Raw genomic sequence first — 14,740 nt, forward strand, 5'->3', positions numbered from 1 at the left:
GAGCCATAGGCTCGGCCCATATAAATGTATCGTACCTATGGTACTCATTCCACGTTCTGTTATTTCCACCGGGTTAAAACGCGGTGCTACAAAATATTCGAGTTGATGGCTCTGTTATTAAATCCAACCTACCGATGGTTAATGACTTAATAGCCCTTATCCACACTGTTAATAATTATTTAACCCAAAACATTTTTTCTTCCTGCAAATTCTAAGTACGTTTGAATTTTTTGTTGATGTAGCTTCTCTTAAATTTTTTCAAGAAGCTAATGTTAAGAGTAGACAGTTCAAAACCTTGCCAGATTATTTATGCCATAGCCCGGCACGAATATTTAGGTTATGTTATTGAACCACATATAGTTCAGCTAAATCCAAACGGCGAATTTTCTTTAACCCACCAGCGGTTATTCTCAAACACAGCAACCGAGTTTGTTCATTGTATTGATGAAACGGATTTAAAGCTTATCAAGCTCTTAGAAGAAATCGAACAAGGTAACATCATCAAGAAATTTTATAAAAAACCTATCCGTCCGTCCGAGTTCTTTTCCAAAATATTTACCGAGCAGCTTTTTGATACCATCCGCCCAAAAATAGAAAAGAAGATGGCCGATGCGTTAAACTTGCTGGGCGACAAACAGGTTTACCAAATGAGCAAGGAGGGCTACCCAGCCGAACGTAAGCTACAAATTGCTGATGAACCGGTTTCGGTGCTTTTCCATTTCCGCCGGAACGAGGAAGAGATCCGCTACTTCCCTACTATTAAATACAAGGGTATGCGTATCGAGTTTATGTTCAAAAACGCCGAGATCATTTGTAACTACCCCGCCTGGATGCTGATGGACGATACCCTTTACCATTTTGATAAAGAGATTGAAGGTAAAAAGCTATTGCCTTTTTTAAATAAGCGGTACATCGCTATCCCAAGATCATCGGAGCAATCTTACTTCGAAAAATTTGTTGCTCCGCTGATAGAAAAGCATAATGTATATGCCGAGGGCTTTACCATTGATACCGAAAAGCACGATGCGCTGCCCATGCTAAAACCGATATATGTGGAGGGCGGCACATCGCAGCTACAATTGTATTTTAAATACGCCGGTTATATTTTTTCTTATGGCGATGGCCGACATATTTCTGTGCGCATGGAAAAGCAGGGCGATAACTATACGTTCCATCGCATTAAACGCTCGGTAACCTGGGAAAAAAACAAGCTAGCGCAACTAGAGGAATTAGGGCTAAAAACAGTTTCTTCTCTATTTCAAAACCTGGAGGTTGTGCATAATGAAGATGATACCAACCAGGCTCATTCTATATTTGAGTGGCTAAACCAGCATCATGATGAGCTAATCGACCTGGGCTTTGAGATAGAACAACCCGAAGGCCAAAAACGCTACGTATTTGGTACCAGCAAAATAGATTTGGAGGTTAAAGAGGATAACGATTGGTTTGATATTAACGCCTATGTTTATTTCGGGCCGTACCGTATTCCGTTTATCCAGCTAAAAAATCATATCCTCAACCATAAAAAAGAATTTACGCTGCCATCCGGCGAGATAGCGGTTATTCCGGAGAAATGGTTCTCGCAATATGGCAACCTGCTGCACTTTAGTGAGGGCGGCAATCAGCTTAAACTGCGACGCCACCACATAGGTTTGGTAAACGACCTGGCTGGCGAAATGGCCGAAGTAACCATGAGCCGCAAACTGCAAAAGCTAACCGACTTTGACCAGTTGGACGAAGTGGCTATGCCTGCCCACTTTTCGGGCAGTTTAAGGCCTTATCAGCAGGCGGGCTATAACTGGTTTCACTTTTTAAAGAATTATCATTTTGGCGGCTGTTTGGCCGATGATATGGGGTTGGGTAAAACCATACAAACCCTGGCTTTACTACAAAAGCATAAAGAAGATACTGAAGCCGAAGGCGGCAAAAGCACATCACTGGTTATTATGCCAACCTCGCTGATCTATAACTGGCTAAATGAGGCTAAAAAGTTTACGCCGAAATTAAGACTGATGGTGCATACCGGTACTTTCCGCTATAAATCGCCGGAGGTGTTTGCCAATTATGATGTAGTGATAACCACTTACGGCATTAGCCGCATAGATATTGAACTGCTTAAAGCCTACTTTTTTGATTATGTGATATTGGATGAAAGCCAGAATATTAAGAACCCATCGTCCAAATCGTTCCAGTCGGTTAAACAATTAAAATCGAGGTTTAAGCTGATATTGAGCGGTACACCGGTTGAAAATTCGGTAAATGATTTATGGACACAGATGTCGTTCATCAATCCCGGTTTGTTGGGTACACAGCAATACTTTCTCAATGAGTTTGTAACACCTATCGAAAAGAAAAAAGACGAGGATAAAGCCAAAAAGCTACAAGCATTAATAAAACCATTCGTACTGCGCCGCACCAAAGAACAGGTAGCAACCGAGCTGCCGCCAAAAACCGAGAACTTATTCTATTGCCAGATGAGCGAGGAGCAGGCATCGGTGTACGAAGAGGTAAAATCAGAATATCGCAACGAACTATTAAAAAGCCTGGAGGACGGCACCTTCGCCAAAACCCAGATACAGGTATTGCAGGGATTGACCAAATTGCGCCAGATAGCCAATCACCCTTACATGATAGACCAGAATTACGAGGGTGATTCGGGCAAGTTTGAGAGCGTTACGCATACGCTGAACACCGTATTAGATGGCGGGCATAAGGTGCTGATATTCTCTCAATTTGTAAAGCAATTAACTATCTATCGTAATCATTTTGATGAGCAGCATATCCCATACGTATATCTTGATGGTGCTACCCAAAACCGTGGCGATGTGGTTAAGCAATTCCAGGAAGATAAAAGTACGCGGGTGTTTTTGATCTCCATAAAAGCCGGCGGCGTGGGTCTTAATTTGACCGAGGCTGATTACGTTTTCATCCTCGACCCATGGTGGAATCCTGCTGTCGAGCAACAAGCTATTGACCGTACACATCGCATAGGGCAAACCAAAAATGTGTTTATCTACAAGTTCATCACTAAAGATACTGTAGAAGAAAAAATACTAGCCCTGCAACAGCGCAAGCTCAGCATGTCGCGCGCGTTAATCACTACCGAAGAGAGTTTTATTAAGTCGCTGTCGGCGGATGATATTAAGGAGATATTGGGGTAATAAGCCCCTCCCAAACCCTCCCCGGCAGGGAGGGCTTTAAAAAGTCTCCCCACCGGGGGGAGATTTAGAGAGGGCTCAAACACCCGCTCCACTTTCTTGTTACTTTACATATAATTTCACTGTTAAAAATGAGTAAGCATATTCTATTAACCGGCGGTACAGGTTTATTAGGCACCAAACTTACCCGGCTTTTATTAGCAAAAGGCTATTCAGTAAGTCATTTAAGCCGTACATTCAATAATAATGATAGCCGGGTACAAACTTATTTATGGGATGTACATGCAGGCCAAATTGACGAACACGCTATTAATGGAGTTGATATCATAATCCACCTGGCAGGTGCCGGAGTTGCCGAAGAGCGCTGGACTGACAAACGTAAAAAGGAGATCATAGAAAGCCGCACCAAATCCATTGGCCTTATTTATAAATTGCTAAAAAGAAAGGAGCATACGGTTACTAAAATCATCTCGGCATCAGGGAGTGGATATTATGGCGACAGAGGCGATGAACTACTTACAGAAACAAGCGCACCCGGCACAGATTTCCTGGCCAGCGTATGCCTGCAATGGGAGCACGCTGTTGATGCCGGCGAAAGCCTGGGCCTGCAGCTATTAAAGTTTCGCACTGGTGTAGTGTTAGATGCCAAAGGCGGCGCTTTAGCCAAACTGGCGGCGCCGATAAAATTTGGGATTGGTTCGCCTTTGGGTACCGGCAAACAATGGGTACCCTGGATACATGAGGAAGATGTTATCGACATGTATTTATACGGAATAGAAAACGAAGATCTAACCGGCGTTTACAACATGGTTGCCCCAAACCCGGTTACCAATAAACAATTAACACAGGCAATTGCTAAAGAGCTGCACCGGCCCTTATTACTACCCAAGGTCCCGGCTTTTGCTTTACAATTGTTGCTAGGCGAGATGAGCACTATAGTTTTAGGCGGCACAAAAGTATCGGCACAAAAAATTGAGGATGCCGGGTTTAAGTTTAAATATCCTACTTTAACCTGGGCCTTGAAAGAGATTTATAAAAAATAATCTGTTATTGCGAGGAGGAACGACAAAGAATCGCGAACTGTTATCCGCATTGCCTCCTTGCGATTGCCACGCTTCACTGCAATGACACACAAGGAATTATATGACCAATAAAACAACCATCTTCTGGTTTCGTCGCGATTTGCGCTTGGATGATAATGCGGGGCTTTATCATGCTTTAAAAAGTGGCAAGCAGGTGTTATGCCTTTTTATTTTTGACCCGGCGATACTGGATAAGTTAGACAATAAGCAGGACACACGCGTAACTTTTATTTATGACACTATAACTGATCTGCATAAAGAATTACAGGAACATGGGAGTAGTTTATTAGTTTTATATGATACGGTTGAAAAAGCATGGCAACAAATTATAAAAGATCATAATGTTGGCGCTGTTTATACCAATCATGATTATGAGCCTTATGCCAAAATGCGCGATGAGGCAATTGGTAAACTGTTAAAACAACACGATATAGAACTCAAAACCTACAAGGACCAGGTAATTTTCGAGAATGATGAAGTTATAAAAGATGATGGTAAACCCTACACCGTATTTACCCCTTACAGTCGTAAGTGGAAACAAAAACTGAATGAGTTTTATTTAAGATCCTACCCCACAAAAAAATATTTAAATAACCTGCTTAAAATAAAACGCCTACCCATCCCCACGTTAAAGGACTTTGGCTTTGAACGCAGTGAACAGGATATGCCTGGTAACCATTATAAAACTGTTATTGATGATTATGCCGAAAAACGAGATTACCCGGCTATAAAAGGCACATCGCACATTGGTATGCATTTACGTTTTGGTACGGTAAGCATCCGCAAATTAGCTACTGATGCAAATAACGCCCACGAAAAAACCTGGCTGAATGAATTGATATGGCGCGAATTTTATATGATGATATTGCATCATTTCCCAAAAACGGTGGACCGTGCTTTCAGGCCAGAATACGACCGTATACAATGGATAAATAACGAACAACTATTTGAGGCCTGGTGCAAGGGCGAAACCGGTTTCCCGTTGGTTGATGCCGGTATGCGCGAGTTAAATACTACTGGGTTTATGCATAACCGTGTACGTATGTTAACCGCCAGTTTTTTAACTAAACATTTACTGATTGACTGGCGTTGGGGCGAACGTTACTTTGCCACCAAACTATTAGATTATGAAATGGCCAGCAACGTAGGCGGTTGGCAATGGGCAGCCGGATGCGGCACAGATGCCGCGCCATACTTTCGCATTTTTAGCCCCGATGCACAATTGAAGCGATTTGATCCGGAATTTAAATACATAAAAAAATGGGTTCCGGAGTATGCTGATTTCAGCACATATCCTAAACCCATTATTGATCACGCTTTTGCGCGCGATCGGTGTTTAAAAACTTTTAAAGCCGCGTTAGGCAATTAATTACGGCGAAACGCTAATTACCTGTACACCATATTTAATACAAGTATTTGGCGGTATACTGGTTCCTAATTTACCGTATGCTAATGACGATGGTATTAAAAAAGTAAGTAATGACCCTGCTCTAGCATATTTTTTCAAGCCTGTTTGCGCGCCTTTTATTAAATCAGGAATTTCAAAAGCTCTACCACCAACCTGGTTATATTCACTTGCAACAGTGCCGTTAAACAGCGTAGTGGTATAGGTTACAGTTATGGTACTATTATCATCTATTGGCACTGTTCCGGTTCCGGGTGCATCTATTGAGTACCAAAAGCCGGAAGGATCTTGTTTCATCTGGGTTAAACCATTGGCAGCGATATAATTTTTTATAACCAATTGGTCATAAGCATCCTGGTTGCTAATTATGTGAACATAGTAATCAAGGCACTGATTACCGGCTATACGCCCTGCTGTTGATATACTGCCCGAACCTGCACCTGAAACGCCGTAAGCCAAATGAGAAGGTACAATTAAGCGCATCATACCACCATGATGATTTAGTATATTATGTATAGCCATTTGCAAACCGGGGGCACTAAGCCCGATAGGAAATATGTTACCTGCTATGCGGCCCGCAAAACCATCATAATGGTTAGCTATTGTATCTGCAGAAATATATTGGCCATCAATGCTTTTTACCGTAAAAACCATCGACAGGTTATCCGAATATTTTATAACAGTATCAGTTCCCGGGCTAATTATTTTATAATACATACCAGATGTATCGCGCACCATCCCGGTTATTCCATTAGCACTTATATAAGTTTTAATTTGATCGTCATCATATTGTTTAATAGTAGGATCGTATTGGTTTTTCCGGCAGGAAACCATAGCTATTACAGCAAATAATAAAAGAGTAAAAGTAGTTTGTTTCATTTGTATTTATTGTTTCCTATTACCCGTAGGTATTAATTTAACTCGCGGGTTTTTATGCTTTAAAGCACTTGTATATAATTTATTTGCCCATTGGGGCGATATTATTCTAATTAGTTACGTCAAACAATTGGATATCAAAGTCAAGTACCGCGCTTGCGGGCAGTCCGTTTTTTAATCCAAATGCCACACCAAGTTGTGGCTGGGCCGCTGGGCCGTATGCATAACGTGATGGTATCAACAACCGTACTATCCCGGTTTTTTTAATTTTGGGGATACCTAATTGCCAACCTTTTATTACCTGAGCTAATACAAATGAAGGATGAAAATCATTTGTTTGGCTAAATACCTGTCCTGTTGTTAGCAGCCTTCCGGTATATCCTATAGTAACCAGGGTTGAATTTGTAAAAAGGTCATTACCACTACCGGGGTCTATTATTACAGCATACACCCCTGATGTATCTATTTTTTTAGCAACCAATGTTGGGTTAGCCTTTAAATAGTCTGCAATTATTTTATCATCAATAGCTGCCTGCGCTTTGTACCCTGCCAAACCACCTACGGTTGTTTTTTTACAAGCGGCAAAACCTATACATAAAAACAATATAATTAACGCGGCCCTATTCATTACATTTCCAAAAGGCAAATTTATTCTTTTATATTTCAAAAACGGCAGCTTAACATATTTTAACATTTATTAATGCTGCTGTTGGGGCAATAGCAGCGGCAATGGCTATTTACCGGTGTTTTCGGGCTTATAATTTAAGGTGAGTTGATTTATTTTTTTAAGCATATCTGTCAGATAAAGCTTATCTGCTTCGCTTATGTGGGCATTTAGGTAGTTATTAAATTGTTTTACCACCGCACGGGCCTGCTGGCGCTTTTCTTTACCCAGGGGGGTTAAATATATTTTAACAGATCGTTTATCGCCCTGGTTTGACTCGCGGTATATCAACCCGGTTTTTTCCAGTTGATTTAACATGCGCGAAAGGCTGGTTGATTTTAACCCCAACAATGCCGCCGCCTGCGATACCGTGGTACCTTCCTCCTCGTCAATATTGATCAACAAATAACCAATTGACTGCGTTATGCCGAACTCAGTAACCAATGCATTATACCGGTTTGCAACGGTTTGCCAAACTATTTTTAAAAAATAATCTATAGTTTCCTGGTGTTTTATGTTAGCCGGCATCTAAATAAATTGAGCTGTTTTGATACGCAATTGTAAGTAAATTTTATCAAACAATAAGCTTTCTACAGTCATATACATAATAGCGGGTAAGCATTAAACCTTATAAACTTTTAGGCGTCTTTACCATAAAATTAAAAACACATCGTTATACTATCATGAAAAACACTACTTATTGCTTACTTATTGCCGTTGCTTTTTTATTTTCCGCAAAGCGATCTAACGCGCAGGATTACAAGGTAGCCGCCGGTTTAAAATTTGGCGGGTATGAAAACGGCATATCCGGAAAATACTTTATGGATAAGAACATAGCCCTTGAGGGCTTGCTTGGTTTCAGGCAGGGCGGGATAGTATTTACCGGCTTGTACGAAATTCACCAGGAAGCATTTAATGTACCTGCCTTAAAATTTTATTATGGGTTTGGCGGGCATATTGGCTCTGTAGGATCGGGCACTTATCGTACTTTTAGTGGTAACGATTATATCTATACCAAACCACAATTATTATTGGGTGGCGATGGCGTTATCGGGCTGGAGTATTTAATACCCCAGTCGCCTATTGCGGTGAGCCTTGACCTTAACCCCAGGGTTGAGCTGGCTACCGGCCCATTTTTTGACCTTGCACCGGGACTAGGAATAAAATATGTTTTTAAGTAATTGATTGGCGTTTGTATGAACGCACCTGGGACTCACCCGGTCTACGCTTCGCTGGACCACCCTCTCTTCCGCAAGCGGTAAAGAGGGTGGGTTGTATGATTTTAATTTCAGCTTTGGCAACTTTTAAAAAGTTGTCAAAGCTATTCCGTTGTTAAATACCCTCTTTCCGCCGAAGGCGAAGAGAGGGTCGACAAGCGTAGCGATGTCGGGGTGAGTCGACGCCGACAGGTAAACCACTGCCAACTGCTAACTAATCCCGATAGCTATCAGTACTGCCATTGATCCTACCGCATAATCAACACCTTTTTCCCATAAATTTTTGATCCGAGCATGGTTTTAAGCACATAAATACCCGGCGATAAATTGGCCACATTAATTACGGTACTAAAATTACCCGCTGCTGCGGTTTGTATTTTGGTATAAGCAATAGCGCCATTACTGTTTATTAATGATAGGGTTAACTTATCAGTTGTTTTAACTACAAAAGTCACGTTTAGCTGTTTGTTTGCCGGTTCGGGAAACGTAGTCAGACCAATATCGGTATTTGCATCAGGGTGCAGGGCTAGTAACGCATACGTAAATACATCAGACTGTACAAGGCAACCGGTACTTAAAGTTGTTGCTACCATGTAATTACCACTTTGCAATGCCGTATAGGCTTTATTTACAGCTCCGCTTATAGGTTGCCCATCCAAATACCATTGATAGGCCGATGCAAAAGTTGAGTTTGCAGTATTTGCATTTAATAAATTACCGGCTTGTGTTATGCCCGGTTTTGACAAAGTAACAGGCAGCCTTGCGGTTGAGGCACATCCCGCGCTCTTGATATTAATATCATACAAGTAATAATAAAACCCTTTGTAGAATGTGGTGTCGGTGCCGGTTGTTGGTGCTGCATCATTACCTAAAATGCTAAAGATGTTGCCAGCTTTAAACGGATATGCAGTTACCCCGTTATTATTACGGTATAGCGTTACATTAGCATCATAAACAGGTGTAATGGTGTATTTACCCGCAGCCGGTAACGTTAAGTTTAAATTGTAAACCCTGCCCTGGTCGTTGGGGTCATCGGCCAATGCGCCCGCCTGCGGGTTTGATCTCGTAGCTGCCGCATTAATAGATGTTGTAGCCACGGTTTGCCCGTTAGAGTTGGTTACGTTAAACGTTATCACGCCGGGATTACCAATGTATAGCCTTGCACTCTGGATAACAACCGGTACCGCTGTGTAAACATTTATAGATGGTGTAAACTGGTTATACCCGCCACCTGTAAAAACATTTTTAGTAGCCGGGCCAGCATTGGCGCTAAAATCATTTAAACCTACGTAATAAGTATTATTTACCGGGGCAGATGCTGTAGTAACAGCATTGCCGTAAGCAAACGGCAATGCATCAGCAATATTATTATACCAGAACAATGTACCATCGCCCGTACCCGATAATAAATATTGATTACTGTTGGTGCAATAAAGCGCACTTAATGCAGTAGGTGCTCCCGGCGTAAATATTACCGCGGTTTGCGATATTTGGTTATTAGCACTAAACGGATCATTAGCCAACCCGGTTGACGCTGTAATGGTATAAGTTAAACCCGCAACAAAATTAAAGGTATTGCTTAACGTAAAGTTATCTTCCTGTAAAGGTTTTAACGTAGGCTGATAAGTTTCGCTAATATTGGTTACCGTATTATCAGGCGCTTTAACCGACACTGTAACCGGGATATTGCTTATTGGCCCGGCACCAAAGTTCTTAATAGTTACGGTTATATTTGTAGTGCCATTACAAGTACCGGTAGCAGCGGGGTTAACAATGGCCGTTATGCCTGCATCGGTATTGGTTTTTACAAATAGTACCCTGTAATCCTGCGTTTCGCCTTTGGCATAAGTACCGCATGATTGTATTGTCGCAGCATCGCTGGTTTCTGTTAGTACCACACGCATCAGGCTATAATTGCCCGGTATAACAGTAGTCGGGACGATAACATTAGCGGTATAGGTGCCCGTGCCGTTGATAACATTAGTGGTAGCTACCAGTTCGGTTGCATCAAAAACGCCATTATTGTCCCAATCTATAAATACTTTGGCGGCTTTGTTAAAGTTGCTGCCGCAAGTTCCTAACGTAATGCTTAACGGGTATGTTTTACCCTGCTCCAATTGCGTAGTTTGATTGGTAAAATCGCTATATGTTGTACAACCTGCGGCAGGTGTATTGTTTATGTTTGATATAGTGACATTATTAATACGTGAGTCGGCATTTGATGCGGGGGCAGATGCGCAATAAGTGGCACCGCCTATCCCGGTTATAATAAGCGAATAAGCCTGCGAACCTGATGACAATGTCCCTTTATGCGTAACGGTAAAAGTATAGGATTTACCCGGCGTGCCGTTAGGTATATAAACCTGTTCAATGTTGTCAACGATATTGTCGCCCCTGGTAGCGGGGGTCGATGGGTTTGCTACGTCTAAAACCCAGGGCAAAAAAGTATTGGTGCCATCGCTTACGCGGATATCCAGGTCATTAATCAATTTTGGGCTGCGGCTGTTAATGGCACCTTCAACAGTTGGTATGCCCGGGGCATCTGTCCATGATATTGTTGCCCTTAACGGCCCGCTGCCTGATGCAACTCCGGTAACTGTTTGCGTTTGGCCTTGTGCCAATGTATTTTCTTTAATAAGGGTTTTGCCATTATTATCTGTAATAACCTGGGTAGCAGCAGGCATGCTTAATAATCCCCAGCCAAAAATATAATCAGGCCCGGCGTTTCCGGCATCAATCGCGGTATGGCAGGCCAGCCCTTTTAGGGTTGCGGCGCGCATAAACGCGCCACTGTTTTTTTGCGCATAATATTCCTGTAATAGCAGCAAAGAGCCGGTAACATTTGGTGCCGAAAACGAAGTACCATCTTCTGATGTATAGGCAGTAGGGTTGCTACTGCTGGTCGATGTGATTTTTACCCCATCGCCAACAATATCAGGCTTTACCCGCCCATCGTCTGTTGGCCCTATACTGCTAAAATACGCAATAGTTACATCCGAGCCGCTTGAGGGCCCATTTGGCAGCGGATTTACAGCGCCTACCGTTAATATATTTTTTGCTGTGCTTGTTGTTGGTATAATATCATAACCAGTATTGCTGCTGATGGTAGCCGGACGCGGCCCTTTATTAATGATAGCTCCATTAGTACGGCTTGTATAACCGTAATAAGTTGAACCTACTGCCGGGCCGGCATATCCACGGTTATTACCTGACGATTCAACAATTAAATAGTAAGGCGCGTTATAAGCAACCCTATCAAATGATTGGGTGCGTGCATCATAAAAACCAAAACTATAATCAACGGTGTCGCCCGGTAAACCATACCACTCCCACCTTGCTTGCGTGTTGTTATAATCCCAACCGGCTACATCGCCATATGAATGATTGGATAATAATAAACCCGGCGCGGCGCGGCTCATTTCGGCTACGTCATTGTTATAATCATAGGATAATAAGGTGGATGCATTATATGCCATACCTTTCGCGGGGGCATAAACCCCTTTAGCTATCATGGTACCGGCCACGTGGGTAGCATGATCTATTACAGCTGCTGTATCTTTAAATGATATAGTTTTACCGGCAAACTCCTGGTGTGCGGCATAAACCCAACCGCCATCCCAAATAGCCAGTTTGTTGTTTAAAAAAGCGCTTGATCCTGATAAATTAAGCCCAGTTGAACCGCCGGGTTGTACCTGGTTAGTGCCCGTAGTAGCTGCGGCGGTAGTATTATTATGAGTAGTTAAATACTTGGGAAAACCTAAACTATTTACACTTTGCAATGAAAACATACCGCCATTGCGCGTATGCCGACTAATAACCCAGCCCCGGCTTTTGGCCATTAAAAGCGCTTTTTGATGGCTTTTTATATAACTGCTATCTGCTACCCTGGCAATATTATTAAGTTCTTTTTTTTTAGCCTCAGTAACCAGCACTTGTTGGCTAAAAGCATGGCCGGCCATCATTAACAAAACGCACAATAACGCCCCCCGGTAAAATTTATTCATACATGTATTTTAACTGCACTTTTCGGGTAAATAAAAAGCCGGTAACAAGTTCTGTATTTTAAATCACTTTATAAAATTTTCTGTTTAAACAAGTGTTTTTTACCGATGAATATTTAACGTAATAATTAAACAACTTGCTGGCTTAAACTAAATATCTCTGCACTAAAGTGAATGGGTTTTACCAGCGAATGAGATAAATAAATCATGCATATATTTTAAAAAATACAAACCTTGTTGTTTATCCTTTTACTTAAAAAGGTGACTATCAATGTGTTTTCGGGGAAATCATTACCCGTATTACGGGGTAAATTTTCTACTATCACTTTAGTTTTTAAAACTTAAACAAATCCAATAATTAAAAAATCTATTACTCCGTACGCAGCTAGGTTAAAATAACTATAGCTAATAGGAATAGCTATGTAAACCAATTATCTCCGGGCACTTGTTTTGCACAAGGTGATAAAACCCAAAGACAATACTCTAACCCGGTAAAAGCCGGTTTATAAAATTATAACCGTTTTATAAAACTTTTACTCTAGCGCCAGATCAGGAAATGAAGAAAATATTTTTTTTAAGCTTATTATTTGTACTGCTAACTCCGGTTATCTTATTTGCCCAGGGGCTGGGCGGGCCGGGGGACTTTCCCTGCAGCCCCAGTGGCGTAATTGGCGACCCTGACGGCGTAACCTGCCCCCTTGATTCATGGGTTATTTTATTTGCTGCGGGTACCTTAATTATTACCACATTATACTTACGTCGCAAGAAATCAGCGGCACTCCAATTGTCTTATAATTAACTGTTTTCATATTATTTAATATTCATGGATATTCTAAGTTTTTTACTATCGCGATAGAGTAAGTACTGCTTATTAGTAACCTTTCTATTAAAACTCACTTTTTTGAAAAAGCTTTTACTTTTTATTTTTCTTGCTGTTACATTACTTATTAGCAACAATTTATTTGCGCAAACAACGTATACTTGGATAGGAGGAACCACCGCCTGGACTACTGCTGCAAATTGGAGCCATTCGGGCGGTACGGGTGTCACTTTTCCCGGGAGTCAGTCAAATGATATTGCGGTAATAGGGGCCGTTGGCGCTGTCCCAACTATATCAGCCGGTAATATATCGATGGCATCTATAACATTCGGTACATCGGGCAGCTTAACAGCCCAGATCAGCGTATCCAGCGGGGCTACTTTAACTTTATCAGGAGACATCACTTTTGTGGCCAACGCCAGTGCGACCTCTACAGCTACACTTGCCGGTGCGGGCACAATAAACGCAGTAAACGCTAATATTGCAGCCAGCAATACCTCAGCCTCTTATACATTAACTTTAGCCTCGTCAATTACCGCTCTCAACTTAAGCGGTAACATTGCTCTTACCACCGCCCATTCAGCTACTCCAACTAATGGTGATGCTAAGTTTAATTTAACCGGGGGCACATTATCGGTTGCAGGTGTACAAACTAATAATGCAAACGCGGCTAACACTTCAACCGTTGCAATATCCAGCGGTGCCACGTTAAAACTTTTAAACACCACACCATTCTCCGGCCTGTCGGGCACGGGTACAAATACACTAACTTTTAATACCGCAGGCGCGAATGTTGAATATGGAGGAGCCAGTCAGACTGTTTATACTGGAACTAACTATGCCAATTTAATTTTTTCAGGCTCGGGTACTAAAACAGTGGGAGCCGCAATGGCTATTGGGGGTACGTTTACAAATGGTTCTAATGTTACTACAAGTATTACAACAGGCAACTTTAGTGTTGGTACTACTACTAATAATTCAGGTACTATTACTAAAACCACTACCGGAACGGCCATTTTTACGGGGGTTGTTACTAATAATTCCACGGGAACTATAACGCAAAATGGAACTGCGGGTACCATGACTTTTACTGCCGTACCAGTTAACGGCGGTTTAATTAATCAGACCAATACGGCCCAGATAACCTTTACCGCTGGGGCTACCAATAACTCCGGCGGTAACATTACCGAAGGCTCCTCGGGGGTTATGCTTTTTTCGGCGGGGGTTACCAATAACTCAGGCGGTACCATTACCGAAGGTGGATCGGGCCTTATAACATTTAATACTACTTTAAATAATACCGGCCTGGTTCAACAAACTGGTACAGGAGGTATAACATTTACGGGGATAGTCACCAATAATTCGGGCGGTGTTATAACGCAAAACGGACCATCCGGCCTCCTGCAGTTTACGGCTGCTCCAGTTAACGGCGGTTTAATTAATCAGGTAGATGCCGGTCCGCTAACCTTTAGTAGTACGGTCGCCAATAATTCGGGCGGTACTATTACACAGGCCAG

The 14,740-nt window shown here is 42.1% G+C and carries 10 protein-coding genes; 6 read left to right on the forward strand and 4 right to left on the reverse strand.

Annotation, left to right across the window (positions count from 1 at the left end; genetic code table 11):
- Positions 1-269: 269 nt before the first annotated feature.
- The 3 genes from JWQ34_RS02535 to JWQ34_RS02545 all read left to right on the forward strand — a co-directional run bounded on the left by JWQ34_RS02535 (position 270) and on the right by JWQ34_RS02545 (position 5,609).
- Complete coding sequence (locus JWQ34_RS02535) at positions 270-3,161, forward strand: DEAD/DEAH box helicase (RefSeq protein WP_299353436.1); 2,892 nt, start codon at positions 270-272, stop codon at positions 3,159-3,161.
- A gap of 128 nt (positions 3,162-3,289) precedes the next feature.
- Positions 3,290-4,201, forward strand: coding sequence for a TIGR01777 family oxidoreductase (locus JWQ34_RS02540; protein ID WP_299353439.1), 912 nt, complete (start codon positions 3,290-3,292; stop codon positions 4,199-4,201).
- A 100-nt stretch (positions 4,202-4,301) separates the two neighbouring features.
- Complete coding sequence (locus JWQ34_RS02545; protein ID WP_299353443.1) at positions 4,302-5,609, forward strand: deoxyribodipyrimidine photo-lyase; 1,308 nt, start codon at positions 4,302-4,304, stop codon at positions 5,607-5,609.
- On the opposite strand, the gene JWQ34_RS02550 is transcribed toward JWQ34_RS02545, so the two are convergent.
- The 3 genes from JWQ34_RS02550 to JWQ34_RS02560 all read right to left on the reverse strand — a co-directional run bounded on the left by JWQ34_RS02550 (position 5,610) and on the right by JWQ34_RS02560 (position 7,701).
- On the reverse strand, positions 5,610-6,524 hold the full coding sequence (locus tag JWQ34_RS02550) for an FKBP-type peptidyl-prolyl cis-trans isomerase (RefSeq protein WP_299353446.1): 915 nt from the start codon (positions 6,522-6,524) through the stop codon (positions 5,610-5,612).
- A gap of 106 nt (positions 6,525-6,630) precedes the next feature.
- On the reverse strand, positions 6,631-7,215 hold the full coding sequence (locus JWQ34_RS02555; RefSeq protein WP_299353448.1) for an FKBP-type peptidyl-prolyl cis-trans isomerase: 585 nt from the start codon (positions 7,213-7,215) through the stop codon (positions 6,631-6,633).
- Between the two features lie 39 nt (positions 7,216-7,254).
- Positions 7,255-7,701, reverse strand: a complete 447-nt coding sequence (locus tag JWQ34_RS02560; protein WP_299353461.1) for a MarR family transcriptional regulator — start codon at positions 7,699-7,701, stop codon at positions 7,255-7,257.
- 167 nt (positions 7,702-7,868) lie between these two features.
- Here JWQ34_RS02560 and JWQ34_RS02565 point away from each other — a divergent pair, with 167 nt between their 5' ends.
- Complete coding sequence (locus tag JWQ34_RS02565) at positions 7,869-8,366, forward strand: hypothetical protein (RefSeq protein ID WP_299353449.1); 498 nt, start codon at positions 7,869-7,871, stop codon at positions 8,364-8,366.
- Between the two features lie 284 nt (positions 8,367-8,650).
- Here the strand turns inward: JWQ34_RS02565 and JWQ34_RS02570 are convergent, their stop codons facing one another.
- Positions 8,651-12,406, reverse strand: coding sequence for a S8 family serine peptidase (locus JWQ34_RS02570; protein ID WP_299353451.1), 3,756 nt, complete (start codon positions 12,404-12,406; stop codon positions 8,651-8,653).
- Positions 12,407-12,959: 553 nt separating this feature from the next.
- Between JWQ34_RS02570 and JWQ34_RS02575 the strand changes: the two genes are divergently transcribed.
- Both JWQ34_RS02575 and JWQ34_RS02580 read left to right on the forward strand, forming a co-directional pair.
- Positions 12,960-13,202, forward strand: coding sequence for a hypothetical protein (locus JWQ34_RS02575; RefSeq protein ID WP_299353453.1), 243 nt, complete (start codon positions 12,960-12,962; stop codon positions 13,200-13,202).
- Between the two features lie 102 nt (positions 13,203-13,304).
- On the forward strand, positions 13,305-14,740 hold a 1,436-nt coding region (locus JWQ34_RS02580; protein WP_299353456.1), incomplete at its 3' end, for a hypothetical protein.

Source organism: Mucilaginibacter sp., assembly GCF_028288185.1.
GTDB lineage: Bacteria > Bacteroidota > Bacteroidia > Sphingobacteriales > Sphingobacteriaceae > Mucilaginibacter.

Coding starts and splice junctions, on each gene's coding strand:
- JWQ34_RS02545 (WP_299353443.1), top strand. CDS start 4,302: ATGACCAATAAAACAACCATCTTCTGGTTTCGTCGCGATTTGCGCTTG.
- JWQ34_RS02575 (WP_299353453.1), top strand. CDS start 12,960: ATGAAGAAAATATTTTTTTTAAGCTTATTATTTGTACTGCTAACTCCG.
- JWQ34_RS02565 (WP_299353449.1), top strand. CDS start 7,869: ATGAAAAACACTACTTATTGCTTACTTATTGCCGTTGCTTTTTTATTT.
- JWQ34_RS02540 (WP_299353439.1), top strand. CDS start 3,290: ATGAGTAAGCATATTCTATTAACCGGCGGTACAGGTTTATTAGGCACC.
- JWQ34_RS02535 (WP_299353436.1), top strand. CDS start 270: ATGTTAAGAGTAGACAGTTCAAAACCTTGCCAGATTATTTATGCCATA.
- JWQ34_RS02570 (WP_299353451.1), bottom strand. CDS start 12,406: ATGAATAAATTTTACCGGGGGGCGTTATTGTGCGTTTTGTTAATGATG.
- JWQ34_RS02555 (WP_299353448.1), bottom strand. CDS start 7,215: ATGTTAAAATATGTTAAGCTGCCGTTTTTGAAATATAAAAGAATAAAT.
- JWQ34_RS02550 (WP_299353446.1), bottom strand. CDS start 6,524: ATGAAACAAACTACTTTTACTCTTTTATTATTTGCTGTAATAGCTATG.